Origin of the sequence: Prevotella melaninogenica ATCC 25845 (assembly GCF_000144405.1) — a bacterium.
Classification (GTDB): Bacteria; Bacteroidota; Bacteroidia; order Bacteroidales; family Bacteroidaceae; genus Prevotella; species Prevotella melaninogenica.
Genome location: NC_014370.1, coordinates 1,286,965 through 1,303,188 on the forward strand (window position 1 = coordinate 1,286,965; position 16,224 = coordinate 1,303,188).

18 protein-coding genes are annotated in these 16,224 nt (G+C 42.3%); 9 read left to right on the forward strand and 9 right to left on the reverse strand.

The genetic code is table 11. The features are described from left to right. Positions 1–21: 21 nt before the first annotated feature. The 4 genes from coaE to nusB form a co-directional block, all read right to left on the reverse strand. Positions 22–585: a dephospho-CoA kinase gene (gene coaE, locus HMPREF0659_RS05155; protein ID WP_013264949.1), complete on the reverse strand. Its 564-nt coding sequence runs from the start codon at positions 583–585 to the stop codon at positions 22–24. Further along, positions 582–1,592 carry a CdaR family protein gene (locus HMPREF0659_RS05160; protein WP_044045891.1) on the reverse strand — a complete coding sequence of 337 codons (1,011 nt, stop codon included), beginning with the start codon at positions 1,590–1,592 and terminating at the stop codon, positions 582–584. Before HMPREF0659_RS05160 ends, coaE begins: the two co-directional genes overlap by 4 nt. 32 nt (positions 1,593–1,624) lie before the next feature. Further along, a complete protein-coding gene (gene yajC, locus HMPREF0659_RS05165) occupies positions 1,625–1,954 on the reverse strand; it encodes a preprotein translocase subunit YajC (RefSeq protein ID WP_013264801.1) in 330 nt (109 codons plus the stop codon). Between the two features lie 150 nt (positions 1,955–2,104). Next, positions 2,105–3,181 (reverse strand): transcription antitermination factor NusB, encoded by a 1,077-nt coding sequence (gene nusB / locus HMPREF0659_RS05170; protein ID WP_044045892.1) that lies wholly within the window; start codon positions 3,179–3,181, stop codon positions 2,105–2,107. A 263-nt stretch (positions 3,182–3,444) separates the two neighbouring features. Here nusB and HMPREF0659_RS05175 point away from each other — a divergent pair, with 263 nt between their 5' ends. The 4 genes from HMPREF0659_RS05175 (at position 3,445) to HMPREF0659_RS05190 (ending at position 6,359) form a co-directional block, all read left to right on the forward strand. Beyond that, positions 3,445–4,050 (forward strand): 50S ribosomal protein L25/general stress protein Ctc, encoded by a 606-nt coding sequence (locus HMPREF0659_RS05175; RefSeq protein ID WP_013264403.1) that lies wholly within the window; start codon positions 3,445–3,447, stop codon positions 4,048–4,050. Positions 4,051–4,082: 32 nt separating this feature from the next. After that, entirely contained in the window at positions 4,083–4,655 is a 573-nt protein-coding gene (pth, locus tag HMPREF0659_RS05180) for an aminoacyl-tRNA hydrolase (protein ID WP_013264629.1), read from the forward strand. A 31-nt stretch (positions 4,656–4,686) separates the two neighbouring features. Continuing rightward, complete coding sequence (locus tag HMPREF0659_RS05185; protein WP_013264577.1) at positions 4,687–5,109, forward strand: RNA-binding S4 domain-containing protein; 423 nt, start codon at positions 4,687–4,689, stop codon at positions 5,107–5,109. A 671-nt stretch (positions 5,110–5,780) separates the two neighbouring features. Next, positions 5,781–6,359 carry a hypothetical protein gene (locus HMPREF0659_RS05190; RefSeq protein ID WP_013263843.1) on the forward strand — a complete coding sequence of 193 codons (579 nt, stop codon included), beginning with the start codon at positions 5,781–5,783 and terminating at the stop codon, positions 6,357–6,359. A 76-nt stretch (positions 6,360–6,435) separates the two neighbouring features. Here the strand turns inward: HMPREF0659_RS05190 and HMPREF0659_RS05195 are convergent, their stop codons facing one another. From HMPREF0659_RS05195 to HMPREF0659_RS05205, 3 genes are all read right to left on the reverse strand, one after another. Continuing rightward, positions 6,436–7,332: a hypothetical protein gene (locus HMPREF0659_RS05195; protein WP_013264515.1), complete on the reverse strand. Its 897-nt coding sequence runs from the start codon at positions 7,330–7,332 to the stop codon at positions 6,436–6,438. Between the two features lie 209 nt (positions 7,333–7,541). Beyond that, positions 7,542–8,996: an aminoacyl-histidine dipeptidase gene (locus HMPREF0659_RS05200; protein WP_013264452.1), complete on the reverse strand. Its 1,455-nt coding sequence runs from the start codon at positions 8,994–8,996 to the stop codon at positions 7,542–7,544. A 64-nt stretch (positions 8,997–9,060) separates the two neighbouring features. After that, a complete protein-coding gene (locus tag HMPREF0659_RS05205) occupies positions 9,061–10,089 on the reverse strand; it encodes a lysylphosphatidylglycerol synthase transmembrane domain-containing protein (protein ID WP_044045893.1) in 1,029 nt (342 codons plus the stop codon). A gap of 78 nt (positions 10,090–10,167) precedes the next feature. On the opposite strand from HMPREF0659_RS05205, the gene rsmA reads away from it, so the two are divergent. The 5 genes from rsmA to HMPREF0659_RS05230 all read left to right on the forward strand — a co-directional run bounded on the left by rsmA (position 10,168) and on the right by HMPREF0659_RS05230 (position 13,794). Beyond that, on the forward strand, positions 10,168–10,971 hold the full coding sequence (gene rsmA, locus HMPREF0659_RS05210) for a 16S rRNA (adenine(1518)-N(6)/adenine(1519)-N(6))-dimethyltransferase RsmA (protein WP_013264877.1): 804 nt from the start codon (positions 10,168–10,170) through the stop codon (positions 10,969–10,971). A gap of 22 nt (positions 10,972–10,993) precedes the next feature. Further along, positions 10,994–11,473, forward strand: coding sequence for a GAF domain-containing protein (locus tag HMPREF0659_RS05215; protein WP_013263842.1), 480 nt, complete (start codon positions 10,994–10,996; stop codon positions 11,471–11,473). A 103-nt stretch (positions 11,474–11,576) separates the two neighbouring features. Next, complete coding sequence (gene frr, locus HMPREF0659_RS05220; protein ID WP_004361341.1) at positions 11,577–12,137, forward strand: ribosome recycling factor; 561 nt, start codon at positions 11,577–11,579, stop codon at positions 12,135–12,137. 196 nt (positions 12,138–12,333) lie between these two features. Beyond that, positions 12,334–13,278: a ribosome small subunit-dependent GTPase A gene (gene rsgA / locus HMPREF0659_RS05225; RefSeq protein WP_013264621.1), complete on the forward strand. Its 945-nt coding sequence runs from the start codon at positions 12,334–12,336 to the stop codon at positions 13,276–13,278. A gap of 285 nt (positions 13,279–13,563) precedes the next feature. Next, positions 13,564–13,794 (forward strand): hypothetical protein, encoded by a 231-nt coding sequence (locus tag HMPREF0659_RS05230; RefSeq protein WP_044045894.1) that lies wholly within the window; start codon positions 13,564–13,566, stop codon positions 13,792–13,794. Positions 13,795–13,926: 132 nt separating this feature from the next. Here the strand turns inward: HMPREF0659_RS05230 and HMPREF0659_RS05235 are convergent, their stop codons facing one another. Continuing rightward, complete coding sequence (locus HMPREF0659_RS05235; protein WP_013264489.1) at positions 13,927–14,661, reverse strand: HAD family hydrolase; 735 nt, start codon at positions 14,659–14,661, stop codon at positions 13,927–13,929. A 201-nt stretch (positions 14,662–14,862) separates the two neighbouring features. Beyond that, positions 14,863–16,218, reverse strand: coding sequence for a glucose-6-phosphate isomerase (locus HMPREF0659_RS05240; protein ID WP_013264843.1), 1,356 nt, complete (start codon positions 16,216–16,218; stop codon positions 14,863–14,865). Positions 16,219–16,224: the final 6 nt, after the last annotated feature.

Genomic DNA, 16,224 nt, shown 5'->3' on the forward strand with positions numbered 1-16,224 from the left:
CTATTCTTGTTTATAATTTAATTATTCTGAAATAACGGAAAGCAAGTGGTCTACCTGTGGAGCGAGAGGGCATATACCATCGTTGATGATTTCATAATCACTACGTCGTATCACTTCCTCTTGCGGTAGTTGACGTGCTATCCACTCAAGGGTCTTTTCCCTACTAATACTATCACGTGCCATCACACGACGAATACGTACTTCTTCTGGAGCCGTAACGCATACTACTTTATCAATGTGGGTACGCTTATCAAAACCACTATCAAAGAGTATCGCACTTTCAAGCCACGATTGACCCGATTGCTCAAAATCATGAGCTACAGCTGGATGTATCACGGCATTGACCGCCTGTACATGCGTCTCACTCTGTAAGAGATAGGCTGCAAGAATGGCTTTTTGCAAGACACCATCACGGAAGACATCCTCACCAACAAGTGCAGAAAGCTGTTGTTGTAGTGGTTGAGAGGTGCGCATCAATTCCTTTGCGTGCGCATCACAATCGTAAACAGAGAAACCTCGCTCCGCAAGAAGCTTACAGACGTAAGACTTTCCGCTACCAATACCACCAGTCAACGCTACTATCATCGCTGCTCAATGAGATAATCAACCGTATTTACTTCTGGGTGAACGTTGCGTACACCATTAGGAGAACTTATCACATAGATAGGACATTTCTCGCTATTATTTTTCTCTATATCTTCGTAGTTGACTACAACACGGAAGCCTACAGGGAGAAGTTCCTTTGTCTCCGCATTCTTTGGCATCGAACGCATACGATAGGCACCTACCACAAACTTCACTTTTATCTTGCTTGGGAAGGTACGCATCACTTTGTTGTCAGGCATATTGACAGCTTCAATTGGTACCTCAACTGTCTCCTCTGTAAGTACATCTGGATAGAGTTTCATCTTTACACTGGAAGGAACACACTTGGCATTCGTAAACTTTCGAAGGTCTACAGTCAACTCCTTGACATCTGTGAAATTGGTAATATACTGTCGCTCTGTATAGACTGTTTGAATACTATCCAACACATTACGCGCTGCATAAACTTGAACGCTATCTGGAGTAAAGTCTACACGAGCAAGATAATAATTATCACCAGGTGTTACTGTCCCCAAAAGGCGTACAGGTACCTTTTTATGACGACCAAAGTTAAATGAGAAAGAGAACTTTCCTGCCTTGACAGAAGCTATCTTTGAACTCTTTGACAGTTGAAGATAAATCTGACGTTGAAGGTCTGCAATGGGTACATCTCCCTTACTTCGTCCGTCACTATGAACTTTGTAGTCGACATAGATAGGGCGGAATGTATCATCAAGACCATAATACGCAATCATATATCCTTTGTCTCGCACAGTAAAACGGACAACAGAATCAAGGTCACTGGTAATAACCACATTACGAGGAACACCCGTCATGCGAAGTGGTATACTGAATTCACCCTCATAAGTTTCGTTCAGTGTCATTATCAACCAGAACCCTCCACTCAATACCAAGAAAAACAAAAAAATCAGAAACTCCTTGTTGAAGATCCTCAACAAGAAGTTCCTGAAGGTACTGAATGTATGAAGCGATTTGCCTGTTTTCATCAAATGCTTTCCTTCTTTTCTATCAATAAGGTTTACTTAGTCTGACCCTGCTGAGAAGCCTGTACGTTTGCGAATACGTAGTTCTTATCAACAGTGATAACAACACCACGTGCAATCTCAACTTCAACCTTATTGGTTGTCATATCAATATGCTTTACTGTGCCATAGATTCCACCACCAGTCACAACAGAATCACCTGCTGAGAGAGCATTCTGGAAAGCACGAATCTCCTTCTGCTTCTTCTGCTGTGGACGAATCATGAAAAACCACATGATGGCGAAGATAGCTACCATCATGATAATCATAGGCATTGGGCTGCCTTGACCTGCAGCCTGTGCTGCGAGGATTAATGTTGTATTCATTATTTATCAGTTATTATGTTCTTAATTTATGAGCGTGAAAAGGAGGCTATAGGCAAGCATAACGTCTGAAAGGCTTTCATAAACACTCATCATTATTATGCTAAACAAGCCTCTTTCGTGAAGATTCTTAAAAGTTTTCCGCCTATGTCTTTATTCCTTATTCTCCACCTGATCAGTTGCTTGCTGCTGACGATAAGCCACACGCTGAGCAGAAGTTTGCGCAATCGTTGGGCGACGTCCCTCACGACGTGGTGCTCTCTCCTCTTGACGATCATTGCGAGGACGATGTTGACGAGGCTCAGGCATTGTCTTCATCATCTTACCAGTCTGTATGAGATGACGTGCAATCGTATCAAGCATACCATTGATATATCCACCACTTCGCGGTGTACTATACAATTTAGCCAAGTCAACATACTCGTTGATGGTCACCGTTACTGGGATATTAGGGAATGTAAGCATCTCAGCAATAGCTATCTGCATGATGACAACATCCATATAAGCCAAGCGAGAGAAATCCCAGTTACGACTTGACTCACTCATATAACGCTGATAATCGTCTGCATTGAGGATAGTTGAACGGAAGAGTTTAAGTGCAAAGTCACGGTCCTCTTCGTCACGATATTCTGGCAGAAGTTCTTGATCAGCACCGTTAGCAGGGTCGAATCGTTTGATAGTCTTGATAACGAAGGTATCAACAACCTCCTTATCATCATTCCAATAAAGACTCTTCTCCTCCAACACAGCGTCCAAATCAGGATTCTCCTGTATGAGAGAACGATATATCTTTCGCCACACCTCACGGTCTGTCTCGTACGAATCATCATCACTTGCCATGTACTCTTGGTAGATAGTGCTCTGTTCAATCTGATCACAGAGTTTACGAACAGCCTCCATATCATCTTCCCAACGACGTTTTTGTGATTCCATGAAAAGATTAAGCTGCTTATTCTCTTCCAACTGAACAGCAAACTTATTGTTTACAAAACGACTTGAGGGAGCCTCAGTCCCCTCACGGTTGGCACGATTTGCAGCTATCTCCACGCGATGGCGCTCCTCTTGCGTGACTGATACGATTAAGGCCAAGAGGTAATTGTAGAGGTCATACGCTTTCGCCAAGCTGAAAAGAAGTTCCTTCTCAGCATTGTCCATATTCCTGTTACCGTTCTGATAGTATGCATAGGTTAACTGGACAATCTTAATTCTTATTAATTCCCTATTGATCATTGTCTTTTCTAAAAGATTGTGTTTCGTATTGAATACTTTATTTTGCAAATGTAGGAAATTTCCTTCGTACATGCAAACATTAGTATCTTTTTCTATGTTTTTTTAGAGAATACTTGCTCAATCCATTGAAAAGAAGTAACTTTGCAACGCTTTTTGCAAATTGAGGATTGAAAGTTGTGATATTCATTAGATTTCCAATTCCTTAGTCTCTCAGTGTGTGATGGCGAATTAAAGTTCATATTAATTTAGAGTAACACAGAATTATGAAAGAAATTAAAGTAACAGGTCAGAAGCGTACAGACCTTGGAAAGAAAGCTTCTAAGCAGCTCCGTAAGGAGGGTTTGATTCCATGTAACCTCTATGGTGAGGCACAGCAGGATGGCAAGCCAGTAGCATTCTCATTCACAGCTCCTATGTCAGAGTTGCGTAAGTTGGTTTACACACCACACATCTACGTTGTAGAGTTGATTATTGATGGCGAGAGACGTACTGCAGTTCTTAAGGAACTCCAGTTCCACCCAGTAACAGACGCTCTGCTTCACGTAGACTTCTATGAGGTGAACGACCAGAAGCCAATCGTTATGGGTGTACCAGTTAAGCTCGTAGGTTTGGCACAGGGTGTTCGCGATGGTGGTCGTATGAACATGTCTATTCGTAAGATTAACGTTAAGGCTCCTTATCAGCAGATTCCAGAGCACCTCGATATCAACGTTACTGAGCTTCGTCTTGGTAAGAGTATCAAGGTTGGCGAGTTGAGCTTCGAGGGTCTTGAGTTGGTAACTCCAAAGGAGGTTGTAGTTTGCTCTATCAAGGCTACACGTAATTCTATCCAGGCTGCGCAGGCTGCTGCAGCTGCTGAGGCAGAGTAATCTCTACGACAATAATTAATTCAATATAAGAATTGGACAAGTATTTGATTTGTGGATTGGGTAACCCCGGTTATGAATACGAGGGAACCAGACACAATACAGGATTTATGGTATTGGACGCTTTCGCTAAAGCGTCCAATATTGTTTTTGAGGATAAGCGTTATGGTTTCGTTGCTGAGACAACGGTCAAGGGTCGCAAGATTATTCTTTTGAAGCCTACGACATTCATGAATCTCTCTGGAAATGCTGTGCGCTACTGGCTCAACAAGGAGAATATCGACCAGAGTAGACTCTTGGTTGTCTCTGACGATGTTGCCCTTCCATTAGGTGCTTTCCGCTTGAAAGGAAACGGATCAAATGGTGGTCACAATGGTTTAGGACATATCCAGCAACTTATCGGACAGAACTATGCTCGTCTGCGTATGGGTGTTGGTAACGACTATCCACGTGGTGGACAGGTTGACTGGGTATTAGGTCGCTACTCTGACGAGGAGATGAAAGAACTTCAGCCAGCTATCGACTTAGGCGTAGACATTATCAAGAGTTTTGCCCTTGCTGGTCTCGACATCACAATGAACCAGTTTAATAAACTCGGAAAGAAGTAATCGAGCATCCTCTTTAATATATTATGAGACTATGAACGATATTGCAAGAATTGACAAATGGCTATGGGCTGCCCGCATCTATAAGACCCGCTCCATCGCTGCAGACGCCTGCAAGAATGGTCGTGTAACGATAAAAGGTATCAACGTAAAACCTTCCCACACAATCAAAGCGGGGGAAGTGGTGAGTGTTAAGAAGTCGCCTATCATCTATTCGTTCAAGGTTCTCAAACCAATTGAACAACGTGTTGGTGCTAAACTCATCCCTGAAGTCTACGAGAATGTGACCGATGCTAAGCAGTACGAACTCTTGGAGATGAGCCGTATCAGTGGTTTCGTCGACAGAGCACGTGGAACAGGACGCCCAACAAAGAAGGACCGCCGTCAGATGGATGCTTTCGTCGACCCTGCCCTATTTGGTTTTGATGAGGACGATGATGAGGATGAAACATTCTAAAATCGTTGTCTGATAGGTTAAAACAAACTGATAGACAGCATGACAAAGACTATATCCCGCTGACATTGCAACAAAGGCTATTGTAAAAATATAGGAATGCACGACTCCTACTCCGCTAATAATAATTATAAACGGATGTAAGAGCCGTGCATTCTTATATAAAAATAGCTCATTATCTTAACTTAAAAGCATATTCTACTACAATGTAAAGCTTGCGAAATATCATTACAAAATCCTCGTGTTATATTGTCTGAAAAGGACAGAAATGCCCCTTTTCACACACATCTATAACTTTCAATAAATCAACCGATTACAAAACACCATTTTAAAAGATGCCTAATTGGACTTCAAAAGGGCGTTAGTAAGACCTCAAAAGGGCACCTTTTGCAAGCTAAAAGAGCATCTTTTAGAAGCCAATTAAGCATCAACAAAAATAGAGAGTGTGAAATATTATTACAAAACACACGAATATAAACATCCTAAAACTTTCACCTTTACATCTATAAAAACCCTGACAACGACCAAATACTTATCCCATTTCTATAAAACCTTAGCAAATTCTTTGTTGTTGTTAGTTTTTTTTATACCTTTGTAACAAATAATCATATATAACTAAAAGAATGAAGAAATTACTAATTTTCGCACTATTTCTCGGCTTACACACAGTGGCTATGGCTCAAGAATCTAACGGATTAGAAAAGGACAAAGCCGTTTACTTGGAGCTATTGGGCGCATCAAACCTTGCAGGTATCAATTATGATGCACGTTTCAACGACCACACACGCTTCGGATGGAGAGCCGGATTGAGCTTCGGTTATGGTCATAATTCCAGCATTTTCTGGGAAGGTTCAGACGTACGTGGCTATGCTGTACCATTGGAAGTTAACTATCTCTTGGGTAGCCAAAAGAACAACCTTGAGGTTGGTGTAGGTACAAGTGTGGGTATATACAATATACACGGTATCTTTGTGGAGTCTGTAGATGGTCCGAAGTCTTCGTTGTCAGCTGACCAACAGAAGCATGTTATGGGAGAGTATAACACTCCAGAAGGAACAAAGACCTGGCTGGCTTACAATGAGAGTCGCAACAAATTCGGCTACTATATCTTTGGAAACATCGGCTATCGTCACGTATCTAACAAGGGTTTCCTGTTCCGTGCAGGTTTCAGTCCTTCTTTTACTCTTGGCGAGAAGAATGCAGTTAAGAAAGCATTCTTCTATCCATATCTCGGCTTCGGTTGGGCATTTTAATTAAGAAACAGATAATAACAAAAGCAGGGACGTACGTATCGTGCGCCCCTGCTTTGTGTTTACAAACACTGAGAAATTAGTGAATCACCTTATCAATCAGATACTCATAAAAGTTATCATTCTTGATCTGACGCTTCTTCAACTCAACACGTATTGAATCAAAAGGCTGGGTATTATCGTATGAAGTAGAGAATCTTACCTGACATCCACCCTTCACAAGTTCAGCTTTTGGAACCACTTTCATATTCTTTCGAGCAAGCACCTTTGCAGGAAAGACAACATCCACCCCTCCCTTTGTCAACTGTTCCACAAATTTAGGAGAGCCATAATCTCGTGCAAGTTTCAATAGTGAGGCCTTATCCACTGGCTTCTGCTGCCACTCATGAATGTACTTTACATAAAAATCTGTTATTCTATCTGACTCTTCCCACCCCATAGGAGCAGGATAAACCTTACTGCTTCCATCTTTAGACAATGCCAACAAGAAGGCAAAACCTTCATCCGTTTCCGGATAACAGATAGAAACTGGCAAATAGACAGAAGTGTTAGTAAAGTCAGGGGGTAAAGCAGCATAGACCTGAAGTTCCTCGTCTGCACCTTTCCAAATATCTTCTCGTGTAAAGACTTTCTTATCAAACAAGACTTTACCACCCTTTGAAATCGTTACGACCAGTTTCTGTACAAACTCATCAGAATTCTTCACCTTAGTCTTACTACCAACAGTGTCAACCCGAACATGCCAGTCTCCATAGACTGTATCTATCATCACATTCTCGTTAGAGATATCTTCCTTCTTCAAGGTTTTACCCTCTTGAACAGCAGATGTATCCTCTTGAACAGCAGATGTATCCTCAACCTGAGCAGCGTTAGGAGTTTTCCGAACTCCTGGTGCACAACAAGCAGACAGAATACCTATACCCAAAGCGACAAGTAACAAAGCTTTAAATGACTTTGTATTTCTATTCTTTTTCATCGTATTTCTTTTTATAATTAACAACAAATCTAATTCATAGATTTGCCCACAAAAATAAATAAAAAAGTTTAGCATTGCAAGTTTATACCTTAAATAATATAGATAAAAAAGAACTGCTTCCCATCTTCAGATAAAAAGACGGAAAACAGTTCTATTATCTATTCTTTTATTTATCCTCTATTCAGCTGTTTATCACAGCCTCATCAGCTCTACTTGACAGGAATTTCCTCCAAAGTCTGAACGAGAAGTTTCCAGAAAGGCTCAACAGTTGCTATCTCAAGACGCTCCTTCGCTGTATGTGGACTGCGGAGAGTTGGACCAAGACTTACAACATCCATACCTGGATACTTGCCGAGGATGACTGAACATTCAAGACCAGCGTGGTCTACCTGCACAATACCCTCTAAACCGTTCTGCTCCTTATAAACCTTCTTCAAGAGGTTAAGGATTTCACTCTCTGGGTTTGGATCCCAACCACCATATTGGCCACTGAAGACTGTTTTCATACCAGCCATATTGAAGCAGCTCTCCAACTGAGCAGAGATATAGTCTCTCATGTCCTCACGGCTTGAGCGAGCAAGAATCATAATAGAGGCCTTAGTTGGCTCAATATGTATAATTGCAAGGTTTGACGAAGTCTCAACAACGTCTGGATAAGAAGGAATCATACGCAAAACGCCATTATGACAGGCATAGATAGCATTGATTAACTTCTCCTGAACATCTGCAGGAACAAGGTTTGCAGGCTTCTCTACATCCTCTACGAAGAACTCTACATTTGGTTCAATACCCTTGAATTCATCTTCGAGGAGTGTCTTCTGACGAGCAACCATATCCTTTAAAGCTGCAACTTTGCTCTGTGGCAATGCCAAAACAACTTCAGCCTTGAATGGAATAGCATTGCGCATATTACCACCTTCCCAAGAAGCTAAACGTACACCGAGTTCGTTAACTGCATTGCGTACAAAGCGAACCATCTCCTTATTAGCATTGGCACGCCCCTCATTGATTTCCAGACCAGAGTGACCACCACGGAAACCCTTCAAAGTTACCTTGACAGCAGCTTCTTGATCATTTGCAACTTCCTTATACGCTATGGTTGAAGTAATGTCAACACCACCTGCAGAACCAATAACAAACTTACCCCATGTCTCAGAGTCAAGGTTCATAAGGATGTCACTGTGCAACTCACCACTTGGCATCTCATTAACACCATACATACCCGTTTCCTCATCACGAGTAATCAACGCCTCTACAACACCGTGCTTCAACGTCTTATCTTCCATGACAGCCATGATAGCAGCAACACCGATACCATCGTCAGCACCAAGTGTAGTGTTGTTTGCATATACCCATCCATCCACGATATGTGTCACGATAGGGTCTGTTTCAAAGTTATGATTACTATCTGGAGCCTTCTGTGGAACCATGTCCATGTGCGCCTGCAACAGAACTGTCTTACGGTTTTCAAATCCCGGTGTAGCAGGCTTGCGCATTACAACATTGCCACCAGCATCTACGTATGATTCAACACCAACTCTTGCAGCAAAGTCTAACAAGAACTTCTGTACTTTCTCTGGTAATCCAGAAGGACGTGGAACCTGTGTCAGATCATCGAAATTTCTCCAAAGGCCTTCTGGCTTAAGATTTCTTATTTCACTCATAATGTTGATTTTAAAAGGTTATTATCATTGTTTATTCATTCGTTCAAAACTATTTTCCTCTACATTACTTTGCTGGACGAGTAAGCTCTGTTGGTCCACCCAATGATACTGGCGTCTTAGTGAAACTCAGTGCAATCCATGCATAAACACCTAAGAGAATAACCAATAAGGTTTGAATGGTATGTACAATCAGCACAAAATAGAGTGCCTGATTGTCTGCCACACCATAAAGTATTAGCATTGTCTTGACTGCAAAGTGCCATGGTCCTGCTCCGTTAGGCGTTGGTACAATAACAGCTACCGAGCCAACGACAAAGCTAACAAGCGCACAAGAAAGACCGAGGTTTGCTGTTGCATCAAAGCAATAGAATGTCAAGTAATAATGAAGGAAGTAACTTCCCCATATCGCCAGACTGTAGAAGATAAACAAAGGAATATTCTTAACTTTACGCAAAGAGCTTATTCCCTGCCATATACCACCTAACATCTCCTTCACTTTCTTGTAGAAAGCAAGATGACGAAATACATAATAGAAGAGGATAATAGATGCAACACCACAGATAGCCGTTACCAGCCAACCCGTTGGTGAGAACATTCCGAAGATATCATCAATACGTGTACCCGTCCTTGAAAAGAAGTTCGTGAAAACTCTTATCTGCATCAAAAAGGCTGTGGCACTGATAAGTAATACGATAAGCGTATCTACTGCACGCTCAGTCACTACTGTACCAATAGCTTTTGGAAAGGCAACCTTATCATATCTATTCAACACTCCACAACGAGCAAACTCACCAATGCGGGGAATGAGTAGACTGACAGCGTAAGAAAGGAAGATAGAGTTAACACAGACCGATGCGCGTGGATGCTCACCGATGGGTTCAAGACTCTGCTTCCATCTCCACCCACGAAAAGCCTGCGCCAGTATGCCGAAAGGGAGAGAGAGAATCATCCAAGTCCAGTTCATCTCATGTAGTAGTACATGTTTGATACTGGAGAAGTCGAATCCCCTATACATCCAATAAAGGATTGCACTTCCAAGTAGTAACGGCAATGCAATCTTTACAGTATTGTTGAACAGTTTCTTCGTCCTCATATAATGGAGCAAAGATAATTAAAATGTTTTTTAATGCAAAATAAAATGAGTATCTTTGTAGGCAAATAAAGAAAAATTATGAAATTAGTCAAGCCAAAGAAGAATTTGGGTCAGCACTTCCTCACTGACTTAAGCATAGCTCGTCAGATTGCTGACACCGTTGATGCCTGTCCAGATATCCCAGTGTTAGAGATAGGACCGGGTATGGGTGTCCTTACTCAATATCTTGTTGAGAAGCCACGTGAAGTGAAAGCTGTAGAGATAGACTCGGAAAGTGTTGCTTTCCTCTACGAGAAATTCCCTAAGTTACGTGAGAATATTCTTGGACAAGACTTCCTCCGCATGGATTTAAATGAAGTCTTTGATGGTAGACCGTTTGTGTTGACAGGCAACTATCCTTACGACATCTCGTCTCAAATTTTCTTTAAGATGCTTGAGTATAAGGATCTTATTCCTTGCTGTACGGGTATGATACAACGTGAGGTTGCACAGCGTATGGCTGCTGGACCTGGTTCAAAGACGTATGGTATCTTATCCGTCTTGATGCAAGCGTGGTATAATGTGGAATATCTCTTTACCGTAGATGAGAATGTCTTCAACCCTCCTCCCAAGGTTAAGAGTGCCGTTATCCGTATGACACGCAACGAAGTGACGGACATTGGCTGTGATCAGGTACTCTTTAAACGTGTGGTGAAGACTGTGTTCAACCAGCGTCGTAAGATGTTACGTGTGAGCTTACGACAGATATTCAATGCGGTTAAACCTACTGATGGTTTCTATGAGCAAGACATCATGACCAAACGTCCAGAGCAATTATCTATCGCTCAGTTTGTTGAACTAACAAACATGGTTGACGAACAGTTGAAGATTATTGAGCAATAAATAGGAAGAAATATAACTCCTAATGACAAGAAAAGAACAATATAACCAACTCATACTACAGATTGCCGAACTTATTAAGGATGAAACAAACCTTGTGGGTATCTTGGCAAATGTGTCAGCAGCATTGCATGACACCTTTCCTGAGCGTTTCTTTTGGGTGGGCTTTTATCTCCAAGAGAATGGAAATATGTTGAGATTAGGTCCTTTTCAGGGGTCAGTAGCCTGTTACGTCATCCCATTCGGCAAGGGTGTCTGTGGAAAGGCATGGGAAGAAGGACGCACCCTCATTGTTCCCGATGTAGAGAAATTCCCTGGACACATTGCTTGTAGTAGTCTTTCACGCAGCGAGATTGTTGTTCCGATGTATGATGACTCACATACTTTCCATGGTGTACTCGACATTGATAGCACTCGTCTCAACGACTTCAACGAAGACGATAAAGAAGGTTTGGAACGTATCATCGAACTACTAATGGCAGAAACACATGACCTCTTCCAATAGAAAGGATAGAAAACCTTGTTTTGACAAAAAAGTAAAGTAAAATCTTGTGCATATCCGAATTAATACCTATTTTTGTAAAGTAGAAATTTAATATTACGAATATATGTTAGACGTTAAGCAGACATTAAATGATGCCAGCGAGCGCATGGAAATGGCAACGATGTATCTCGGTGATGAGTTGCAGCGCATCCGTGCTGGCCGTGCAAACGTAGCCATCCTCGATGGTGTACGAGTAGAATCTTACGGTTCAAAGGTTCCTTTGAATCAGGTTGCCTCAGTCATGGTGCCTGACGCACGTACCATTGCTATCAAGCCATGGGATAAGAAGGCTATCAAAGATATTGAAAAGGCTATCATGGACTCAGATGTTGGTATCACACCAGAGAACAATGGTGAGTTAATTCGTCTGAACTTGCCTCAGCCAACAGAGGAGCGTCGTCGTGACTTGGTAAAGCAGTGTAACAAGATTGGTGAGCGTACAAAGGTTGAGATTCGCAATGTTCGTTCTGACATCAAAGAGAAACTGAAGAAAGCTATCAAGGATGGTCTTTCTGAAGACAACGAGAAGGATGCTGAAGAAAGCTTGCAGAAGATTCATGACAAGTTTATCAAGCAGGTTGACACGCTGTTAGAGGATAAGCAGAAAGAGATTATGACCGTTTAGGAAGCCTCCCCAAGCCCCTCCGAAAGGAGGGGATGTAATAGGCAAATGTTTCTGGTATATTATCAATACCTCTCTCAAACGAAAACATACAAGCGGTTATAATAGACTGTTTGTAAGCGATAAAATATTATTCTAACTGGCTTCCGTTAGGCACTCCCCTCCTTTCGGAGGGGTTGGGGGAGGCTCCCTTATTTTTATGCGCGGCTTAGTAATAAAGAACACTGGTAGCTGGTACACGGTAAAAACCGAGGAAGGCAAGACAATAGATAGTAAGATTAAGGGCAACTTTCGTCTGAAGGGAATTCGCTCTACTAACCCTGTGGCTGTTGGTGACCATGTTGTCATCACACCTAATCAGGAGGGAACGGCTTTCATCACTGAGATAGAAGACCGTAGGAATTATATTATCCGAAAGTCGCCTAACCTCTCTAAGCAGAGCCATATCATTGCTGCAAACATCGACCAAGCGTTCTTGATTGTCACAACAAACTATCCCGAAACTTCCACCACATTCATCGACCGCTTCCTTGCCAGTGCCGAAGCTTACCGCATTCCAGTAACACTCGTCTTTAATAAACACGACTTGCTCGATGAGGATGAATTGCGTTACCAGCATGCAGTAATGAATCTCTACGAAACCATCGGTTATCAGTGCATAGAAATACAGGCGAGTGCCGAACCTGAAGATGAATTCAGCGTAGAGAAAATGAAGCCGTTATTAGCAGGAAAAGTAACCCTCTTGAGTGGTAATAGTGGCGTAGGAAAATCAACGATTATTAATGCCCTCCTACCCCATGTCAACCTTCGTACGGCAGAGATTTCCGATGTACATAACACGGGTATGCACACAACTACATTCAGTGAGATGTTAGAGTTGCCAATGGGTGGATATCTTATTGACACACCGGGTATCAAGGGATTTGGAACCTTTGATATAGAACCTGAAGAGCTGACAAGCTACTTCCGTGAAATATTTAAGTTTTCAAAAGATTGTCGGTTCTCAAACTGTACGCACACACATGAGCCTGGCTGCGCTGTAAGAAAGGCTCTTGAAGAACATTATATCGCTGAAAGTCGATATAACAGTTACCTTTCAATGCTCGAAGATAAGGAAGAAAATAAATATCGTGAGGCGTTTTAAGTCTCACGATTTTTGTTTATTTCAAAGTCTTTTATGAAGATAAAAGAATTATTCGGACCTCCCGAATTATGAAGTACGCCACTACAATACCATAGTATTTGTGTTTTCTATTTGCTGTCACTTTTAACACTTCGCACAGACAGACTATATATCAATTAGTTAGATATCAAAATCCAATGACGGAAGTGACAGGAAATTTTGATTTAAAAACTTTCTTTGTTGTGACAAGGCAGAGGTATAAAATGAAAATGATGATTTGCGTATTGCATCAAAGAAACGTTTTTCATGAGAATTATTAAGAAGCCGTTTCTCATTAATATACCTCTTTTCTCCATAGTAAGGATAGACCATAATAAGTTTGTCTTTCCACTCCTTGCCATCGTGTGGAGGCTCAGCACACATGGTGCGAATGGTAAGCACACATGGTGCGGAGGCTTAACACCAATCGTGCGGATAACTTATAGCTATGCTAACAACGTAGGATTCTTAAAGCAGAAAGGACTATTAAGGCGTTAACTCTGTGATAATATCATGAGCAATAGCACACAAACTTATTAAGCGTAGGGAGGTTTATAGATAACGAAGGGAGCTGGAATGTACAAAAGTTTACAGCATAGAACGATTCCACTAACCGCTAAAACACCCTAATTAACGCTTTGAAAGATTCTCCAAAACACACTCCCAATTATCTGCAAACGCTCGAATAGTAGGGAAAAGAATATTAGCACCTTCGTTCAAAAGTACTGAATCAGCCAGAGGACCGCTATTAATGGCAACTGTATAGCAACCTGCTGCTGCACCAGCGTGCACTCCGAGTGGTGCATTCTCAACAACAATACCTTCTGCGGGCGCATAATTACCAGCTTTTTTCAATCCCATTAAGTAAGGGTCAGGATTTGGTTTACCACGCTTAACGTCGTATGCTGTTGTTATCTGATCCTTAGAAACGAACTCACCGAAGTCACGCGTGACACGCTCTATCAATGGAAGCTGTGCACTACCAGTTACAATACCAATCTTTAATCCGCTCGCCTTAATCTTCTGCATAAGATCGACGACACCATCAAACACCTTTGCTTCAGACATTTCATGGAAGTAATGAGCCTTGACATCATACATCTGCTGTGCCTCTTCCTCACTTAGTTCTTTACCGAGTTGAGCCTTAGCATACTTACGGATAGTATCTACACCACGCGCTCCTTCCGTTGCATAAGAGTCTTCAAGGGTGAAGTGAATACCAAACTCCTTCATAGCACGCTGCCACGCAACACCATGATTTGGCATTGAGTCATAAAGAACACCATCCATATCAAAGAGAACAACTTTGGGACTTACACCAGTCTTTCCGAAGGAGGATATGTCTTGCTGAGATTGAGACGTCATCGCTGCTTGCTTTACCTTTATTATATATTATTATCCTCAAGTTCCTCAACTATGTGAAGAACTTGAGGATACATTAAAAATATTATCTCCTATATGCCCTATCCACACTATATAAATTAGATTCCATTAGGAACTCCTCTCCTTTCGGGGAGGTCGGGTGGGGCTTCCCTTCCCTCCTTTGGAGGGGTTGGAGGGAGGTTCTTATTCCTTTGTCAGTCTTTCCTGAATAGCCTTGCTCTCAGCCTCATAACCTGGCTTATTGAGAAGAGCAAACATATTCTTCTTATAAGCCTCAACACCTGGCTGATTGAAAGGATTCACTTCCTGAATAAGACCGCTGATACCGCAAGCCTTCTCGAAGAAGTAGATAAGCTGACCGAGATAGTACTCGTTCAATGTAGGAACGCTGACACGGATGTTAGGAACACCACCATCAACATGAGCCAAACGTGTACCAAGCTCTGCCATCTTGTTAACCTCATCAACACGCTTACCAGCGAGGAAGTTCAAGCCATCGAGGTTCTCCTCATCATGTGGGAAGAGTACCTTTGCATTAGGCTCCTCAATAGAGATAACAGTCTCGAAGATAGAACGCTCACCTTCCTGAATCCACTGACCCATTGAGTGAAGGTCGGTTGTGAAGTCACAAGCTGCAGGGAAAATACCCTTGCGATCCTTGCCCTCGCTCTCTCCGTAAAGTTGCTTCCACCACTCAGCAAAAAAGTGGAGCTTTGGCTGGAAGTTAGCAACAATCTCAATCTTCTTACCTGCCTGTGAGTAGAGACCCTGACGAACAGCAGCATAACGTGCAGCAATATTGTTTGCGAAAGGAACGTCAGCAGAAGTCTCTTTCTCCATTACCTGTGCACCCTCAACAAGCTTCTGAACATCGAAACCTGCGACTGCGATTGGTAACAAACCTACTGGAGTAAGCACAGAGAAACGACCACCTACATTGTCAGGAATGATAAATGTCTTGTAACCTTCCTTAGTTGCGGCAGCACGTGCAGCGCCCTTATGCTCATCAGTGATAGCAACAATCACATCCTTTGCAGCCTCCTTACCCAACTGATCCTCACACTGCTTCTTCAAAAGGCGGAATGCAAGTGCTGTCTCTGTTGTTGTACCAGACTTAGAAATATTGATAACACCAAACTTCTTATCCTTCAAGTAGTCTGTCAACTCAGCGAGATAATCCTCACCGATGTTGTTACCAGCAAAGAGAATAGTTGGATTCTTCTTGTCATTTACAAGCCAAGCGAAGCTGTTACCCAAAGCCTCGATGACAGCGCGAGCACCGAGGTAAGAACCACCGATACCAGCAACGACAACCACCTCACACTTCTCACGGAGTGTATTGGCAACCGCCTGAATCTCATTAAGGAACGCTGGAGTAATGCTTGATGGCAAATGCAACCATCCAAGGAAGTCATTACCAGGACAAGTAGCTTTCTCCAAAGCGTCCTGAGCTGCAGCTACGTGAGGAGCATAAGCCTCTACTGCGCCCGGATTCAAGAACTGGGCGGCTTTCGTGATGTCTAACTTAATACTTTCCATTTGTGT